General features: G+C 49.2%; 17 protein-coding genes, 3 pseudogenes and 1 riboswitch. Of the genes and pseudogenes, 9 read left to right on the top strand and 11 right to left on the bottom strand.

Features of this window, described 5'->3' with window-relative positions; genetic code table 11:
• Nucleotides 1-146 precede the first annotated feature (146 nt).
• From V7D78_RS12845 to mnhG, 7 genes and pseudogenes are all read left to right on the top strand, one after another.
• Nucleotides 147-2,518 (top strand): annotated as a pseudogene (locus tag V7D78_RS12845) (putative monovalent cation/H+ antiporter subunit A).
• Complete coding sequence (locus V7D78_RS12850; RefSeq protein ID WP_333608853.1) at nt 2,515-2,955, top strand: Na+/H+ antiporter subunit B; 441 nt, start codon at nt 2,515-2,517, stop codon at nt 2,953-2,955. Before V7D78_RS12845 ends, V7D78_RS12850 begins: the two are co-directional and overlap by 4 nt.
• Complete coding sequence (locus V7D78_RS12855) at nt 2,952-3,296, top strand: Na+/H+ antiporter subunit C (RefSeq protein ID WP_333608854.1); 345 nt, start codon at nt 2,952-2,954, stop codon at nt 3,294-3,296. The genes V7D78_RS12850 and V7D78_RS12855 overlap by 4 nt, the downstream gene beginning before the upstream one ends.
• Entirely contained in the window at nt 3,296-4,798 is a 1,503-nt protein-coding gene (locus V7D78_RS12860) for a Na+/H+ antiporter subunit D (protein WP_333608855.1), read from the top strand. Before V7D78_RS12855 ends, V7D78_RS12860 begins: the two co-directional genes overlap by 1 nt.
• Nucleotides 4,795-5,268, top strand: a complete 474-nt coding sequence (locus V7D78_RS12865; protein ID WP_333608856.1) for a Na+/H+ antiporter subunit E — start codon at nt 4,795-4,797, stop codon at nt 5,266-5,268. The genes V7D78_RS12860 and V7D78_RS12865 overlap by 4 nt, the downstream gene beginning before the upstream one ends.
• Before the next feature lie 8 nt (nt 5,269-5,276).
• Nucleotides 5,277-5,549, top strand: a complete 273-nt coding sequence (locus V7D78_RS12870) for a monovalent cation/H+ antiporter complex subunit F (protein WP_442886532.1) — start codon at nt 5,277-5,279, stop codon at nt 5,547-5,549.
• A pseudogene (mnhG, locus tag V7D78_RS12875) lies at nt 5,542-5,922 on the top strand (monovalent cation/H(+) antiporter subunit G). The gene V7D78_RS12870 and the pseudogene mnhG overlap by 8 nt, the downstream one beginning before the upstream one ends.
• Here mnhG and V7D78_RS12880 read toward each other — a convergent pair.
• The 7 genes from V7D78_RS12880 to V7D78_RS12910 all read right to left on the bottom strand — a co-directional run bounded on the left by V7D78_RS12880 (nt 5,919) and on the right by V7D78_RS12910 (nt 12,287).
• Nucleotides 5,919-6,305, bottom strand: a complete 387-nt coding sequence (locus V7D78_RS12880; protein ID WP_333608858.1) for a Na+/H+ antiporter subunit G — start codon at nt 6,303-6,305, stop codon at nt 5,919-5,921. The pseudogene mnhG and the gene V7D78_RS12880 overlap by 4 nt on opposite strands.
• 10 nt (nt 6,306-6,315) lie before the next feature.
• A complete protein-coding gene (locus V7D78_RS12885) occupies nt 6,316-6,585 on the bottom strand; it encodes a K+/H+ antiporter subunit F (RefSeq protein ID WP_333608859.1) in 270 nt (89 codons plus the stop codon).
• Nucleotides 6,579-7,115: a Na+/H+ antiporter subunit E gene (locus V7D78_RS12890; protein ID WP_333608860.1), complete on the bottom strand. Its 537-nt coding sequence runs from the start codon at nt 7,113-7,115 to the stop codon at nt 6,579-6,581. The genes V7D78_RS12885 and V7D78_RS12890 overlap by 7 nt, the downstream gene beginning before the upstream one ends.
• Complete coding sequence (locus V7D78_RS12895; protein ID WP_333608861.1) at nt 7,112-8,626, bottom strand: monovalent cation/H+ antiporter subunit D; 1,515 nt, start codon at nt 8,624-8,626, stop codon at nt 7,112-7,114. The genes V7D78_RS12890 and V7D78_RS12895 overlap by 4 nt, the downstream gene beginning before the upstream one ends.
• Nucleotides 8,626-8,982, bottom strand: coding sequence for a Na+/H+ antiporter subunit C (locus tag V7D78_RS12900; RefSeq protein WP_333608862.1), 357 nt, complete (start codon nt 8,980-8,982; stop codon nt 8,626-8,628). The genes V7D78_RS12895 and V7D78_RS12900 overlap by 1 nt, the downstream gene beginning before the upstream one ends.
• Nucleotides 8,982-11,798: a monovalent cation/H+ antiporter subunit A gene (locus tag V7D78_RS12905; protein ID WP_333608863.1), complete on the bottom strand. Its 2,817-nt coding sequence runs from the start codon at nt 11,796-11,798 to the stop codon at nt 8,982-8,984. Before V7D78_RS12905 ends, V7D78_RS12900 begins: the two co-directional genes overlap by 1 nt.
• A 228-nt stretch (nt 11,799-12,026) precedes the next feature.
• Nucleotides 12,027-12,287: a hypothetical protein gene (locus V7D78_RS12910; RefSeq protein WP_333608864.1), complete on the bottom strand. Its 261-nt coding sequence runs from the start codon at nt 12,285-12,287 to the stop codon at nt 12,027-12,029.
• Nucleotides 12,288-12,481: 194 nt separating this feature from the next.
• Here V7D78_RS12910 and V7D78_RS12915 point away from each other — a divergent pair, with 194 nt between their 5' ends.
• Nucleotides 12,482-12,664, top strand: coding sequence for a helix-turn-helix domain-containing protein (locus V7D78_RS12915; RefSeq protein ID WP_333608865.1), 183 nt, complete (start codon nt 12,482-12,484; stop codon nt 12,662-12,664).
• Here V7D78_RS12915 and V7D78_RS12920 read toward each other — a convergent pair.
• Genes V7D78_RS12920 through V7D78_RS12935 form a run of 4 tightly spaced genes read right to left on the bottom strand, consistent with a single transcriptional unit; the run spans nt 12,628 to nt 16,515 of the window.
• Nucleotides 12,628-13,581 (bottom strand): phosphotransferase, encoded by a 954-nt coding sequence (locus V7D78_RS12920; protein WP_333608866.1) that lies wholly within the window; start codon nt 13,579-13,581, stop codon nt 12,628-12,630. The genes V7D78_RS12915 and V7D78_RS12920 overlap by 37 nt on opposite strands.
• Entirely contained in the window at nt 13,533-14,159 is a 627-nt protein-coding gene (gene pnuC / locus V7D78_RS12925) for a nicotinamide riboside transporter PnuC (protein ID WP_333608867.1), read from the bottom strand. Before pnuC ends, V7D78_RS12920 begins: the two co-directional genes overlap by 49 nt.
• Nucleotides 14,156-14,404, bottom strand: a complete 249-nt coding sequence (locus V7D78_RS12930; RefSeq protein ID WP_333608868.1) for a hypothetical protein — start codon at nt 14,402-14,404, stop codon at nt 14,156-14,158. Before V7D78_RS12930 ends, pnuC begins: the two co-directional genes overlap by 4 nt.
• An 11-nt stretch (nt 14,405-14,415) precedes the next feature.
• On the bottom strand, nt 14,416-16,515 hold the full coding sequence (locus V7D78_RS12935; RefSeq protein WP_333608869.1) for a TonB-dependent receptor: 2,100 nt from the start codon (nt 16,513-16,515) through the stop codon (nt 14,416-14,418).
• A 40-nt stretch (nt 16,516-16,555) separates the two neighbouring features.
• A riboswitch (TPP riboswitch) is annotated at nt 16,556-16,668 on the bottom strand.
• 515 nt (nt 16,669-17,183) lie between these two features.
• Between V7D78_RS12935 and V7D78_RS12940 the strand changes: the two are divergent.
• A pseudogene (locus V7D78_RS12940) lies at nt 17,184-17,369 on the top strand (transposase); the annotation flags it as partial.
• Nucleotides 17,370-17,716: the final 347 nt, after the last annotated feature.

Raw genomic sequence — 17,716 nt, forward strand, 5'->3', positions numbered from 1 at the left:
ATTATACCTTGTTGCTATGCCGTTTATTTTTCACTCAAAGATCAACAGCCTCTAGTGTAATAGCAGTTTACGGCTATTTTTTGTCGGATAATTAGTGGTTTGCACACAATCATTAGGGGGTCGCTGTTAATCGTTAGGAGACGCTCATGGTAATGATAGCGGTGCTGTCATGTTTTATTCTGGCTTGTGCCGCTCCCCGGCTACAACAGCTTGTTGGGCGTCACACTGGCTGGCTGTTATCGCTGTTGCCCGCCAGCATCTTTGTTTACTTTGCCAGCTTAATCCCGCTTATTAGCAGTGGGGAAACGCTGCGCATAGCCTATCAGTGGTTGCCCGGCATGAGCATACAGTTCAGCTTTCTGGTGGACGGCCTGTCATTACTGTTTGCCCTGCTTATAAGCGGTATTGGTTTTTTTATTCTGGCTTACGCTGGCCGCTATCTGGAAGGTCATGCGGCGTTGGGGCGTTTCTTCCTGTTTTTACTAGGCTTTATGGGCTCGATGCTCGGTCTGGTGTTATCTGACAATCTGATTTCGCTGTTTGTATTTTGGGAGCTAACCACTGTCAGCTCTTTTATGTTGATTGGCTTTAACCATGAAGATGAGGAGTCTCGCAAGAAAGCACATCAGGGGTTGATGGTCACCGTACTGGGCGGCCTGGCGTTAATGACCGGCTTCATTATGCTGGGCATGGCTGCGGGCAGCTATGAGCTCAGTGAGATTTTAGCCGGCCCTGCCCTAACCGAACACCCGCTGTATTTAGCGATGCTCAGCTTAATTTTACTGGGCGCTTTTACTAAATCAGCACAAACCCCTTTTCATTTCTGGCTACCTAATGCCATGGCGGCACCAACGCCGGTATCCGCCTACCTGCATTCAGCCACGATGGTCAAAGCCGGTATTTACATACTGGCTCGTTTACACCCTACCTTAGGCGGTAGTGATGCTTGGATGCTGACACTGAGCCTGGTGGGAGCCCTGACTATGCTGACCGGTATTATTCTGGCCAGCCGCGCCACCGGTATTAAAAAAGTGCTGGCCTATTCTACAGTGATGGCGCTGGGTACCCTTACTATGTTACTGGGGCTGGGCACCGAGACAGCCGCCATGGCTGCTGTCACCTTTTTACTGGCGCATGCGTTATATAAAGGTGCACTCTTTATGATTGCCGGCATTTTAGACCATGAAGCTGGCGTCAAAGATTTCCGCGATGTATCTGGCCTGCGTAGATTAATGCCTAAAACCACGCTGGCCGCCATCCTGGCTGCGCTTTCGCTGGCCGGGGTCATTCCGCTATTTGGCTTTGTTGGCAAGGAATTATTGTTAGAAGCCGTTCTGCGCGGCTCTCACTGGCAATTAGGCTTAACTATTGCCACTGTTACCGCTAATATCTTTGTAGTGTTAGTGGCAGCGCTATTGGCATTAAAACCCTGGTTTGGTAAAACAATCAGCACTCCAAAAGCGGCGCATGATCCTGGCCCTGCTTTATTGGCGGGGCCCATCATATTAGCCAGCCTTGGTCTGCTCTGTGGCGTGTTACCCTTTTTGCCCGATCAATACCTGCTGCAAGCCGCGGCCAGTGCTGTCTATGGCCAGCCGGTCAACATTAGTTTGTCGTTATGGCATGGTATTAACCTGCCTCTGATGCTTAGCCTCTGTAGCCTGGTGCTGGGATTAGTGCTTTATAAGTTCTGGCAAGGCTGGCGGCAACGCACAGCGCTGTTAGAACGGCTTAGCCAGTTTGGTCCTGAAGCCGGTTACTATAAACTAATGCAAGGCATGATAGACTTTTCAGCCTGGCAAACCAAAACATTGCAAAATGGTTATTTACGGCATTATCTGATCACCACCATGGCCACAATAGTATTGCTGGTGGGCTGGGCTATCCTGCGCCTGGGTCATCTGAATCTGAATATCGACCTGTCTGGCATCCGCTTACAGGAAGTGACTGTGGTATTGCTGTTATTAATTACTACGCTGGCCGCCGTTACTGTGAAGTCTTTTTTAGCAGCAGTGGCACTGCTTGGCGCCCTGGGCTTTGGTGTGGCACTTATTTATGTGTTCTTCAGTGCCGTGGATGTCGGTATCACCCAGGTATTGGTTGAAACCATCACCGTCTTGCTTTTGGTATTGGTGCTGTATCGTTTACCCGAGTTTCGTAATATGTCCTCTAACATTAACCGCGCCCGCGATGCCACTATTGCACTGATGTCCGGCGGCTTAATCACTTTGTTAATTCTGCTGGTGACCAATGCCCGCTCGATGGAGGGCATCTCTGATTATTTCCTGGAAAAAAAAGCGTGCCCGAGGGCTACGGCCGTAATGTAGTCAACGTCATTCTGGTCGATTTCAGGGCGCTTGATACGCTGGGTGAAATTTTCGTACTGGCATTAGTGGCTATTGGTGTTTATGCAATGGTGCATTTACGTACCGGCGCTCTGCCGGTGACCAATGCCGATAAAAGGCTGGCCGCTCAGAAGCAACGTGAGCAAACCACTAAAACAGGAGAGACTAAATGACCCCCCGTTTTAATATGCGCTCGTTAATTCTCAATACCGGCGCCACACTGCTATTGCCATTATTAATTTTATTCTCGTTGTTTTTGTTGTTACGTGGCCATGATGAACCCGGTGGCGGCTTTATCGGTGGTCTGGTCGCCGCCGCGGCTATTTCACTAAAGCTGTTTGCTGAAGATTACCGTGCTGCCCGCACCATTTTACGTGTACACCCTTTGCAGTTAGTGGTAATGGGCTTGGTGCTGGCTGCCGGCGCCTCTTTGCCCGCGTTATTTGTCGGCGAACAGTTTTTTACCGCTCAGTGGTGGAATCTGGATTTGCCGATACTCGGCAACTTAAAACTCAGTACCCCGCTAATTTTTGATATTGGCGTGTATCTGGGTGTTATTGGCACTGTGCTGACCGTAGTTTTTACTCTGGCGGAGGCTGAACATTCATGACCACCTTAATGGCTATTTTAATTGGCTGTCTCTACGCCGCAGCTATCTACATGATGCTGCGACGCTCTGTTGTTAAGCTGGTGATTGGGCTTATTTTACTATCTAACGCCGCTAATTTACTGATTTTCACCGTCGCCGGACTGGAACGTGGGGTGCCGCCATTAATAGATAAAGGACATGAATTTATCGCTGGCAATGCCGCCGACCCTCTGGCGCAGGCACTGATTCTGACTGCCATCGTAATCGGTTTTGGTGTACTTGCCTTTGCCGTGGTGTTAATTCACCGCGCCTGTGAAGTGGTGCAAACAGATGACATGAACGAAATGAAAGGAACCGATTGATGGATTTAACTGTATTGGTTGCTTTGCCGGTTATTCTACCACTATTATTCGGCGCTGTTTCACTGACCATACTTCATCACCATGGCGCGCAGCGCTGGCTAGGTGCTATTGGTACCGCCAGCCTGCTAATTGCGGCCTGTGCTCTGCTGTGGCAAACCCATGCTCACGGCATACTGGTGCTGGAAGTGGGCTCCTGGCTCGCGCCCTTTGGCATAGTACTGGTCGCCGATTTACTCGGTGCTATTATGGTATTACTGGCAGCGATTACCGGCTTTGCGACCGCTTTATATAGCCTGAAGACCGTTCGCAAACGCTTTGAACGTTTTGGTTATTACCCTTTATTACATTTGTTACTGGCAGGTGTTAATGGTGCTTTTCTAACCGGTGATATTTTTAACCTCTATGTGTGGTTTGAAGTGTTGCTAGTGGCATCATTTGCGCTGTTAATTCAGGGTGGTGAGCGGGCGCAAATGGAAGGTGCCATTAAATACGTTACGTTAAACCTACTGTCTTCCGCATTATTTTTAACGGCCATCGGCTTGTTATATGGCCTGGTTGGCTCGTTAAATATGGCAGATATCGCCGTGCGGCTGACCCAGGTTGAAGATCAACGTATGGTTACCGTAGTCGCCATGCTGTTTTTAATTGCTTTCTCAATTAAAGCGGCAGCCTTTCCGTTATTTTTCTGGTTACCGGCGTCTTATCATACGCCGCAAGTAGCGGTTTCTGCGGTGTTTGCCGGCTTATTAACTAAGGTTGGTGTTTACGCGCTGTACCGGGTGTTTACCCTGATTTTTAATACCGAAGTGGCCTTTACCCATAACATTTTGTTGTGGATGGCTGTGTTTACCATGCTCACCGGCGTTTTAGGTGCAGCCGCCCAATTTGAAATAAGACGTATTCTGAGCTTTCACATTATCAGCCAGATCGGCTATATGATGTTAGGGCTGGCGCTCTATACGCCACTGGCCCTGATTGGTGGGGTGTTTTATATCATGCACCACATTATTGTGAAGGCGAACCTGTTTCTGGTGGCCGGTATTATCTATCGCTTACGCGGTAGTTTTGAGTTAAATCGGCTAGGTGGTTTATATAAAGAGCACCCGGGGCTGGCTATCCTGTTTTTAATCCCGGCTTTATCACTGGCTGGTGTACCGCCGTTATCGGGCTTTTTTGCCAAATTTATTCTGATTAAAGCTGGTGTCGACGCCCATGCCTGGTGGGCTGTAGGTATCGCCTTGCTGGTGGGGCTGTTAACCTTGTACTCCATGATTAAAATCTGGAATGAAGCCTTTTGGAAAGCGGTACCACAGCCGGCACCAGATATTCCTGCGCCAGGGCGCAATGGCCTGCTGTTCTGGACCACCGGCACCCTCGCCGCCATGACAGTAGCGATAGGGGTGTTTGCTGAACCCATTTATCAGTTGGCTGAGCAAACGGCCGCACAGTTACTTAACCCACAACTCTATATTAACGCTGTGCTGGGGGCTGACGAGCTATGAATCTGTTATTGTCGAATCTGGTAATGGCGATGATCTGGGCAGCCTTAACCGATACCTTTACGGGCGGCGGCTTGCTGGTTGGCTTTATTATTTCTTATCTGGTGCTGGTATTTGTGTTCCGGCAGCACACGGATGTGCGCAAATACCGCCAACAGGTACCACGTTTTATCAGCTTTGTGGTGTTTTTTACCAAAGAGCTGATCATGGCCAATTTAAAAGTGGCATATGATGTGCTGACACCTACCAATTTGATGAAACCCGGGGTAATAGCCATGCCGCTACGGGCAGAAACCGATATGGAAATTACCATGCTGGCTAATGCTATCTCATTAACGCCAGGCTCACTGAGTCTGGATGTATCAACTGATCGCCGGGTACTCTATGTGCATGTGATGTACTTGTATGATGAAGCCGCTGTACTGAGTGAATTAAAACGGCTGGAAACAAAAATTTTACGGGTGATGCGATGAATACTGTTATGGAATATGCCTTGTTATTAGGCTTTGCCATCCTCTGCCTGGCGCTATTACTGGCATTATGGCGCTTATTAAAAGGCCCGACCTTGCCCGACAGAGTAGTCGCACTGGAGTTAATTGCCTCTATTACGGTTGGCGTAATCGGCTTGTATGCGATACGCAGTGGCCGTGACGCCTATATTGATGTCACCATGGTGTTGGCACTGACGGCCTTTTTAGCTGCCATTGGTTTTGCCCGCTATTTGGAAAAGGGGAGTCACCGTGATAATCATTGAATTACTTGCCGTTCTATTGTTACTGAGCGGCTGTTTATTTATGCTGGTAGCATCACTAGGGGTGTTTAGAATGCCCGACTTATTAACCCGCATGCATGCCACCACCAAGTCAGGCGTGCTTGGCGCAGGCTTAATCATGTGTGCGGTAATGCTGTTTTTTGGTGAGAGTAGCGTGACTTTAAAAGCGCTGGCGGTAATGGCCTTTACTACCCTTACCTGACCTATTGCCGCCCATGCTATTGGCCGCGCCGGATATTTTATTGGGGTGCCGCTGTGGAAGCACACGGTAAAAGATGAGCTGCATGGCCGCTACGATGCCGACACCCATGTGCTGCGCAGCCCTGAGCAAGCTAAAAACGATGAAAAAACTTAAGATTCGGCATCCGGGCTACGGTTACCCGCCTTACTGGCATGCGCCTGACCACGTTTTAACTCTTGCTCACCTAACGTATGCTCGACCGCCTTTAGCCTGTGGTGTAAGGCGGTTTTAATGAGCATATGAGCACTAACCGGTGCGGTGATTAATAAAAACAAGGTGATCAACAGCTCATGCACACTTATCGTTTCCGGTGACATACTGAAATAAAAAATTGAGCCCAGTAAAATACCACCCATACCTAAGGTGGTGGCTTTGGTCGGGCCATGCAAGCGCATAAAAAAATCCGGCATCCGCACTAAACCAATTGAGCCTATCAGTACAAAGCTGCCACCGAGCAATAAAAAGAACGCGACCGCCCATTCCATCCAATGTTGCATTTAGTGCTCCTTATTCAATGATATCGCCGCGCAGAAAAAACTTACAGACTGCCACGGTACTGATAAAGCCAATCATCGCAATCAACAGCGCGGCTTCAAAATACAACGGGGAGCCCATCAATAAGCCGTACAGAATAATCAGCGCGATACTGTTGATGTACATGGTATCGAGTGCCAGAATACGATCTGGCAAGCTGGGGCCCCGTAATAACGACCAGAGGTTCAATAACAACGCCAGGCTTATCATGCCAAATACCAGAAAAATCACATTGGCTAACATTTGAAGATCTCCTTTAACGGGGCTTCGTAGCGCTGCTTAATAGTCGCAATCAATTCAGCCTCATCTTCCAGGTTTAACACATGGATAAGCAACCAGCGCTGCGGTAGCGGCTCATCTGGAGAAAGATGTTCAGTACAAGGATAAATATCAGCACTCACCGTACCCGGTGTCATCGATACAGTACCAGCTAAAATAGTCAGCGGTAGATTATGCTGTAAATCCAACGGCACCCTGACAAAAGCGGGTTGCAATTTACTTACCGGGCCTAAAATTAACATGGCGACCTCAGCATTAGCCGTCACTATGTCGGCAAATACCCGTAAGATGTAGCGCAGCGCTAAGAAGGGGCGCTCGACCAAAGGCTGCGGATCGCGGAATTTATAACAAAGCCAGGGTATGCCGATGGCTAACAGTACGGCGCCCAGCAAGTGAAAGGGTGCCACACTCTGATTCAATAACAGCCAGATAAAAAATAACAACAAGCTACGATAAGGTGTGGGCAACCATTTAAAACGCGGATTCATTCTCATGGTGTGACTCCAGGCTGCGCTAAGATAACTGATATGGCCGACGCAACGTCTGCCAACTGCTCGGCCCCTTGCAAGGTGAGCTCAGTCATAGGGCCGGCAAACACCGTCAAGGCCACGCTGGCGCTGAGTAACCAGCACACTGCAAATATTTGTAATGGTTTAGCTTTGTCCTCGTTCGCCGGTTGACCTCCTACCCGCCAGAACAAGGTACTGCCGGCCCGTGATAAGCCAATCAGCACCAGCAAACTGGAGATCAGCACCACCGCCCATAACGCCAGCTGTGCCGCACCATCCGTGACGGCTTGCAGCATCATTATCTTACCAATAAAACCTGATAACGGCGGTAAGCCGGCCACTGAAATCGCCGCCAGCATAAATAAGGTGCCCAATAATACCGGCTGCGCCACTCTGCGCGCTGAAACCAGTCGATCTGCTGCTTTACCACGCTGCAGAGCAATCATATCAGCCAGTAAAAACAGCGCCGCAGTAACCAGCGTGGAGTGCAGGGTGTAATAGAGTACCGCTGAATTCGCAGCATTGTTACCCAGTGCCACTAAGCACACCAGGCTGCCCACAGATACCAGCACCAGGTTAGCCACCAGCTTTTTAAAATCCTGACTGGCCAGCACACCAACAGCGCCAAGCGCAATGGTGGTAAGGCCCAAAGGCCACAACCAGACAGAGGCCATACCGGCTAAAGGCCCGGCTTGCTCGCCAAAGATAGTGGTATAGACCCTAAGTAATGCATAGACACCGATTTTAGTCATCACGGCAAACAGCGCTGCCACCGGAGGTGAAGCAGAGGAATAGGTAGCGGGTAACCAAAATTGCAGTGGTAACAATGCGGCCTTTAGCGCAAACACAATAAGTAGCAATAAACCACCGGCTTTCACTAACATCAGGTTTTCTGCTGGTACGCTAGCAATTTTAAGCGCCATATCAGCAATGTTCAGCGTTCCCAGGGTGCCGTATAAAATGGCCAGCGCAAACAAAAACACCGCCGATCCCGCCAGGTTTAAAATCACATAGTGTACCGCAGCCTTGGTTTTGTTTTTACCACCGCCATGAATTAACAAGGCATAAGAGGCAATTAGCAGCACTTCAAAGAACACAAAGAGGTTAAATAAATCACCGGTTAAAAAGGCGCCATTGATGCCCATTAATTGAAATTGAAACAATGGATGGAAGAAGCTACCGCGCTCATCTTCGCCGGCACTGCCATAACAAATGGCGCCTAAGGCTAAAAAGGCGGTCAAACAGACCATTAACACACTGACGATATCGGCAACCAGAATAATACCAAAGGGCGGCTGCCAGTTACCCAGCGCATAAAAAGTAACGCCCTCAGTTAAGGTTTGGCGTAACAACCAAAGCGACAACAGTAATAGCACTAAGGTGGAGCCCATACTTAACCAACGACGACGGTTGGGCGAATAATGCACCGGCGGTAACATGATGAGTAGCGCCGTTAGCATCGGCAACAACACGGGCAGTAAAATAAGATGACTCATCAACGCGACTCCCGTTTAGCCTGATGTTTCGGGCTGGGCAATTTGCCATCGACATGATCACTGCCTAAATCAGCACGCGCCCGAATGGCTAAAATCACCAGAAAGGCGGTCATCGCAAAACCTATAACAATAGCTGTTAACACCAACGCCTGCGGCAGCGGATCGGCATAGCTGTCTGAGGTACCCAGCACCACGGCGCCGCGTAAATTAAGGCGACCAGAGCCAAATATAAACAAGTTCACCGCGTAAGACAGCATGGTCAGCCCTACCACCACCGGGAAGGTGCGCCCACGCAGCATTAAAAACACGCCGCAGGCCGTTAAAAAAGCAATACAGCAGGCAAAAAGCATTTCCATCAGGTCGGCTCCCGGTGTGTTGGACGATGCGAAGTGGTCATCTTACCTAAACTGGCTAAAATCAGCAGCGTGGCACCTACCACCGTAACATAGACCCCCAAATCAAAGGCAATGGCACTGGCCAGTTCAATTTCGCCCAGTAGCGGCAGCTGGAAATAATCAAACCAGGAGGTCAGGAAAGGCCGGTTAAACAACAAACTGGCCAAGCCGGTGAGCAAGGCTATCATCAGTCCCACGGCCACCACCCGTTGATATTCAATATTCATACGCGCTTTCACCCAGTCTACGCCTTGTGAGATATACAACAGGATAATGGCTACAGCGCTGATTAAGCCGGCGATAAAACCGCCACCAGGCAGGTTATGGCCGCGGAAGAAAATAAACACCGACACCATCAGCGCCATAGGTAAAATACTTTGTGCCACTGTTGCCAGCAGCAATGGATGACGCTCGCGTGCCCAGGGCCGCCCTTCGCCATCACTGCTGGGTTTAAACACCGGAATACGGGTTAATAATTTGAAGATACCCAGTGCAGCGATACCCAGTACCGCAATTTCACCCAGCGTATCAAAACCCCGGAAATCAACCAGGATGACGTTTACTACATTAGTACCACCACCGCCGGTCTTGGCATTGGCAACAAAAAAATCAGAAATCGTAGCAAATGGCCGGGTCATAATGGCGTAACTCAGGCTGCCAATCACTACCCCAACCATGCCGGCTAAGCCCAAGTCACGCAACACCCTAGAAGGCATAGATTGTTTTGGCGTTTTGTGCGGCAGAAAAAACAGCGCCAGCATCAACAGAATAACAGTGACCACCTCAACCGATAGCTGGGTTAAGGCCAGATCCGGCGCGGAAAAGCGGGTAAAGGCAATCGATACCATCAAGCCGACTACCGAAATCATTAATAATGCTATCACCCGCTGCCGATGCCATATCACGGTAGCAAAAGCACTGATCAACAACATGGCGGCGCCAGTGGCATTGACGGCATCCAGCGGCAACTGTGGTCGACTACCAGCAAGCTGCTCCAGCTCCAGCAGCGGCAAACCTGCCATCACTACGACCGCACACAGCAACAACGCCATATAGCGCTGTAAGGAGCCATTATCCAGCCAGTTATATAGCCACTGACAGCCGGCCACTAAACGCTGCATACCATGCTCAAAGCTACTAAGCGCATCCATACCCGGCAAGGTGTTCTGAAATTCAAATAACTGCCGGCGGTTGATATAAATAAATGCACCACCCGCAAGGGCAACCAGGCTCATCAATAAAGGTAAATTAAAGCCGTGCCAGATTGCCAGGCTGTACTCAGGCACCGAAGTACCCAATATGGCTGTACCGAGCACTGCAGCCGACGCCGCATGCAACAAATCGCCCACCAGCAACCCCGGCGCGACCCCCACCAGAATACACAGCGCTACCAGCACCTCTACCGGCACCCGCATATAACGTGGTGGCTCATGCGGTGTTTTGGTCAGGCCTTTGGGCTGCCCATTAAAAAACACATCGTGAATAAAGCGCATCGAGTACGCCACCGAGAATATAGCAGCCAGCGTAGCGAGCACAGGCACAACCCAGGATAATGAGCCTAAAAAGTGCTGGTGCAGGGTTTCTGCAAAAAACATTTCTTTAGATAAAAAGCCGTTTAATAAGGGTACACCGGCCATAGCGCCGGCAGCAACCATCGCCAGAGTGGCGGTAATCGGCATAAATTGCCACAGGCCGTTTAAGCGGCGCATGTCGCGCGAGCCGGATTCATGATCAATAATGCCCGCAGCCATAAATAACGACGCTTTAAAGATGGCATGGTTAATAATATGAAACACCCCGGCAACCGCCGCTAAATCGGTACCCATACCAAATAACAGCGTGATTAGGCCAAGGTGGCTGATGGTAGAGTAGGCCAGCAGTCCTTTTAAATCATGTTTAAATAACGCCAGATAAGCACCCAATAGCAAGGTGCTAAGGCCGGTCAGGCTGACCAGAATAAACCACAATTCGGTACCCGACATCACCGGATAAAAGCGTGCTAATAAAAAAATACCGGCTTTAACCATAGTGGCAGAGTGTAAGTAAGCACTTACGGGTGTAGGTGCCGCCATGGCATTGGGCAGCCAGAAATGAAATGGAAACTGCGCCGATTTGGTAAAGCACCCCAACAAAAACAACACCAGCACTATCGGGTACCAGGCATGCTGGCGGATCAGTTCACCACTGGCCAGCACTACATCCAGCTGATAAGTCCCGGTGATCCGTCCCAGTAACAAAAATGCCGCCAACAACGCCAGGCCGCCGGCACCGGTGACGGTAAGCGCCATACGGGCACCGCGACGGGCTTCGGACTTATGCCACCAAAAACTGATCAGTAAAAATGAGCTGATACTGGTTAGCTCCCAGAAAAACCACAATTGCAGCAGGTTGTTGGACATCACTATGCCCAGCATCGCTGTCATAAACAGCATTAAAAAGGCATAGAACCGCGGCATCGAATCCAGTGCCGATAGGTAATAGCGGGCATACAGGATAACCAGTAAACCAATACCAAGAATTAATAACGCAAATAAGTAGGTCAGGCCATCAAGGCGCAGAGCAATATCCAGCCCCAGCAGCGGCACCCAACTGAGGCTAAAGCGCAGTGTTTCACCAGCAAAGATAGCGGAGGTATGAAATAGTACCAGCATCAGCGCCAGTGCCACCGGTATGGCTGTCACCAACGATAAGGTACTGCGTGACCAACGGGCAGTCAGCAAGGGTACAACTGTACTGAGCAATGGCAGTAAAATAATCCATACCAGTGTGGTAGACATGATAATTCCTTTGCTCTGGCCAATCAGCAGCGACTACTAAGCCTACCCGCCCTGTCAGGTGAAAGTAAATACTTAGTTGGAAGGTGACTCACGTCACAACAGCAGACGGCAATGTAACCATGGGATAATGCCTGAATTTATACCTTTATCTATAAGAAAAGTCTATTAAAGTTAGTCAATACAATGGCCGGAGCTCAGCTTTGCTCCAGCCATACCGCCTGCACAGTGCTATTTTGACTGCTCAAGTAAATCTAATATAAAGGCATATTCCTGAGCAATCTCACCCAAACGGGAAAAACGGCCTGACTTACCGCCATGGCCTGCTTCCATATTGGTGCGAAACAACATTGGCTGACTATCCGTTTTATGTGCATCATCACGTAACCAGTAATAAGGGTCTTGCCGATCGCCATGGGGGGATGTCACCACATAAGGATGTTTAGCCGCCACTGGCGGAATTAACTCAGCAGAAATAGCGGGTGACAACACGCTGGCTGCCAGCAGCAAGCGACGAACTTATACATATTAGTAACCTCAGAATGAAGACTTGCTTACCTTAACACAGCCTGATCAGAAAAACCCAGTACCCCGCCCCTGGCCAAAGCATATTTTATTTTCGCTGCAGGTTCACAACTCTCTGAAAATACGCTATTACTGTAATGATAATTTACTGAGGATAAGATATGTCATTGCTGACGGTGCAACAGGTCGCTGAGTTTTTAGGGATCCCTGATATCCGGGTAGAACGCCTGGCCAGAGAAAACCTGCTGGTGGCGACGGATAAAGATAATGATGGCAAACCTTTATTTAACGAAGATGATGTAAAACGCTATAAGGTGTTAGCCGAAAGACTGGGTGGGCTTTGAGCCAGTAACTGACTCAGCTGCGCCTGCCAGCGGGCAGCCTCTGTGTTGCCCGCTGGCATCGTTTGATACCATAACCAACAAAAACCACTGTATAATATTTTCGCCAGCTTAAGGCGCTGTGCCATTGTTACGGCCAATCTTTGCTGCCTGCCCCGCTCGTTAAAACATCGCTCTTGCCAATAGACCCTAATTAATTGCTGTTGTTGTTCTGCGCTTAACTGAAAATGCAAACACAACGCCGCTAAATCAAAACTGCTGTCTGCCAGTTGCGCATACTCAAAATCCAGCATCCATATCTTTTGCCCAGCCCACAGCAAATTACCCGGGTGTAAATCCATATGACAGAGCACTGTATCCTGCTCCAGCTGCGCAAGCTGTTCAGCACTGTGTTGTAATGCCGCAAATAAACTGGCCGCAGGCTCAACGCTCTGTTGCTCGGTGTGCTTAAGTAACTGCCGTAAGTAACGGCTGGGATGCAGCAAGGGTGTTTGCACTCTTAAATTATGCAAACGCGCCACCTTGTTGGCCAGCAGAGCTAAACGTGGCCCATTCAGCGTTAACGCTGTGCCCTCAGCAATATAGTCACTGATTAAAATATGCTGGTGATGATTTAAACACAAAGGCGCCGGTGCTAAGCCCGCGGCGGCTGCGGCATGTTGACACCGCAGCTCCTGCTGATGACAGCGGCCACTTAGCAAGGAGTTGTAGCGGCGCAGCACATACTCACTGCGCGCGGTACGAATATAATAACTTAGGTTAGTATTGCCGGCAGATAATGGCCGGATCTGCAAAGGCGGGTGATCAGCAAAAAATTCCAGATGTTGACAAAAACTGGCAATATTGCCTGCTTGCATTATATCAATTGCGCTCAGCTCGCCAGCTGAAATGCCGGTTGTTGGCGGTAGTAACGGCGCCATGTAAAGTACCCTATTAAGGCTATCACCGTGTACAGCATAAACAAGGCTGTCAGAAAATACAGATGTTTCTGTGCATAAACGTAAATACAGACGGCATCTATCACCACCCAATATAACCAGTTTGATACCAGCTTACGGGCCACCAGCACTGTGGCCATCACACTAAAAGCGGTGGTTTGCGCATCCAGGTAGGCAAAATCGGCATGAGTATAATTGGCCATAACATAGCCCAGTAGCAGCCCCGCTAACGCCGTCAGGCTAATTAACAGTACGTGGCGCTGCCAGCGCCATTCGCACATCAGCCCTTTACCGCTACTCGCCTGTTTTAGCTGTTGCCAGCGCCACCAGCCATAAATAGCCATACCAGCATAATAGCCATGCAATAAGGCATCTGACAATAAGGCCGAATCCCACATGATATGCACAAACAATAAGGTGCTGAGCAAGGCCGCAGGCCAGCACCACAGGCTTTGTTTCAACGCCAGTAGTACATAGGCCAGCGCCAGCAAGGTGGCCAGCAATTCTAAACTGTGCATCAATTGCCAGTCGGCCAAAAACTTGCTCAGCAACTCGCTCATGGCCGCAAATCACCCGGAATAAACTTACAGACAAACACCAACTTACCGTAAGTTTGCATAGACCAGCGCATACAATGGGTCAGCGCCTGCATCACCTCATCATAGTCACCAAACAGCTGGGTGCTCATGGTATTGGTGATAATGGTCAGCGAGCTAAACTGGTTTAGCTCAGCAATAAAGCCTTTAATCGGCTCAATATAGGCATCCGCTAACGGGTATTTACTGATTTCAACTGATAACTGCATAACGCCTCCTTTTAAAAGCGATAACTGGCACTGACACCGATCCGACGGGGTTCAGCCAGTTGCTCATAGGTGTGGGGTGCATATTCATCACGGGGATCATTGCCAAAGTAGAAACCACGCATCGCGATATCCTGATCCAACGCGTTGCGCATCCACAGTGCCAGCTCCAATTGCTCACGCTGATAACTCAAGCGTAAATTCACCTGCTCAGTGCTGCCAGAGCGGGCATTATGGCCATCAGAATAATAATAGCCCGCTTTACCCTGTACTCCGGCACTAAAAGTAAGCTGCTCAGTCAGATACACGTCAGTACCAAGACTAAAGGTATAACGCGGCGCATGGGCCTGATTACGTCCGGTTAAGTCCAAACCACTGTCGGTTTCATACTTGCCCAGTTTCGATTGTAACCAGCCGGCATTCACATAGAGGGTCCACATTGGGTTTAGTACTATGCGGTTTTCCATTTCCAGGCCATAGTTACGGCCACTGCCGGCATTATCAATAAAGCCCGCAAACTCGGGGCCCAAATCAGGGTTTAACCAGCCTTTTACCTGCATATCACGCCGCCACATGTAAAACGCGGCCACCCGGGTTACCACACTGCCATCTACCGCACTGCCTTTGACACCAAACTCGGCATTGATCAGCGTTTCCGGGGCAAATTGCGCTTTAGCCAGTAAAGACTCAAAACCACTATCTGCCGCCCGCGACAGCGCCTCACCATTTACGCCGCCGACCTTATAACCGCGCGATACCAGACCATAAATCATCGCCTGCGTGCTGGCCTGATAGTTCAGGCTAAGCTTGCCGCCCCACATAGTTTCCTGCTCGCTGAGCATCACAGTGGCGCTGTCCTGGTAGGCGTCTTTATAGCGCTCAACCCGACCGCCCAGCACCAGTGTCAGGTTTGGCGACAAAAGCGTACTGGTTTCGCCATACAGCGCCAGGTTGTCACGCTCTAATTGGCTACTAAACTGCCGGAAATTACTGCCGGCACGGCGTAAGCGCTTTAGCTCCAGCTCCCGCTGACTAACATAGATACCGGCTACCCAGTCGGTGGCCTCGCCTAGTTGCCCGGCCTCTTTTGATACCAGCCGGTAATCCAGCATTAACTGCTCTCGGTCGCGCAAGTAACGGTCGGTATAAGAATATTCCCAGCCCGGTGCTATACCCACAAAAGACCAGTCTTCGTCAAAGCCATAATCAGACTCGGCCTGCAACCAGCTTAACTGGGCAAACATATCGGCATAGGCAGCACCACGGTAATCAAGCTGCAGGGCCAGCGCATTGCTGTCCAGCACATCACGGCCCGGCTCATCTGATAAGGTGCTGCGGTTTTTATCCAGCGAAAAGGCATCATAGCCGTTATCCTGCTCGATACGGTGTGCCACCAACTGCAGCGCTAAATCGTCAGATACCTGATAAGCCAGTTTAAAACGCCCGGTCAGCTCATCAATATTGTTGGTGTCTTTGCGCTCAAGAAAGTTATTGCGGATAAAGCCATCAGATACCTGTTTATCCAGAGTCAGGCTGTAGGCTAATTGCTCAGTCAGGCCGGCACTGTAACTGCCGCTTAATTGCCAGCTATTGTAATTGGCCAGAGTAGCACTCAGCTGCCCTTCCGGGGTAAAAGTCGGTTGGCGCGAGGTCAGGTTTAACATACCGGCCAGTGCATTGGTGCCAAAACGGGTGGCTTCAGGGCCGCGAAATACTTCGAGCTGCTCTAAATGCGCGACACTGCTAATACCAAGGCCGGCGTAATCGATACCGTCGATAAGAATGCCGACTGAGGGGTTAATCACATCAATAAATTCACTGCGCTCACCAATACCACGCACCTGCACAAAGCGGCCGCGCGAGGCACCGGCAGCAAAGTTAACATTAGCCAGTTGCGCCAGTAGCTGATCCAGATGTTGTGCCGACTGGCGCTGTGCATCCTGCTCGCTGAGCACCACGACACTGCCAGCGACTTGCTGTATGGACTGCTGCCTAAAATCACCTTGTACGGTCAGGCGCTCAATAGCGGACAAGTCTTCAGACATCGCTGAAAAAGCTAGCGCTGAAAAAGCTAAACTTACACTAAAGGTTAGATGGGAAAGGCGATAAGGCATAGGTGTCAGGCTCCGTAAACAATTACGGGATCACACCAAAATGGGGAGTTAGCACCATCCCTCCGCCGGTATGATCCGGATCAGGTTATAAGGGTTTGCCCGAAAGCATCTCAGCGCCAGTGCCAAAGCACAGCCACACCCCTTGGTTGCGCGGCAAGTGTATAGTTTTTTCAAGGCCCGGGCAAGGTAGCATTTACAACTAACCCCGCCCGCTTCAAGGTTACATTAAGCTCACTGCATCCTGACAGCCTCGATATAAGCGTTGCCAGTAGAATCACCGCTATAGCGTAATATAATCTTTTGCCCTGACACCTTAGCACGAAGCAGTGTCAGGGACGTCTGAGAAAAGCAGCGCAATACAGTGCATGATGTCGATTTAATACTGTTACTTTTGCAATATTAAAGCTCAGATCAGGATGTCAAAAAGAACATACAAAGCAGCCTATTGATTAGCGATATTTATTTAGTGTGGCGCAACGCCAGCAGCGACAGCATTACTATTTTTTTCATCCTGTTTTACCCTTAATAAGCAGGCAGCAAAGCTACTGCTAACCAACGCGAATTACTTACATCTTGTCCCGACTTTTTTCATTAATAATGTCACCACCAAGAACCTGTAGCCTATTTAATTTTGATCTGACCCCATTATCCTGACCCCATTATCCATTATTATCGAAACCATCAATGACCAGTTAAAAAATATCTCACAGATAGTGCACTCCAGGCACCGCAGTGTTCATGGCTTTATGCCGAACATGATTGCAGGGCTCATCGCCTATCAATTGAAAGAAACCAAGCCACAACTGAATATCACTAATGCGGAGTTCAATGCTATTACAGTCATGGCTCGCTAAACCGATCTCAGGTTAATTAAAAAAATCAGGAACGCACCAAATATTAATCATTTAATTTTTATTGCACTTCAACTTACCCACTTCCCTGGAAGATATTATTTTTTGACTTTCTTCATTTAATGTTACTAAGAAATTCTTACCTAAAGATTTCTCTACATCCTGAAAAACATGTTTAATATTACTAATTGAGTTTAAAAACCTTAGCTGTTCGGTTTCTTCATATAGCGCTGAAGTGTAGGCCAGATGGAATAATAGGTATTCCTTTTCTGAGTCATTTCTTAATACATCACACCTGAGGGATCCCCACAAAATTTCCATTTATACAATCAGCTATCAGCCTGTTTGAT

Source organism: Arsukibacterium sp., from assembly GCF_036735525.1.
Taxonomy (GTDB): domain Bacteria; phylum Pseudomonadota; class Gammaproteobacteria; order Enterobacterales; family Alteromonadaceae; genus Alishewanella.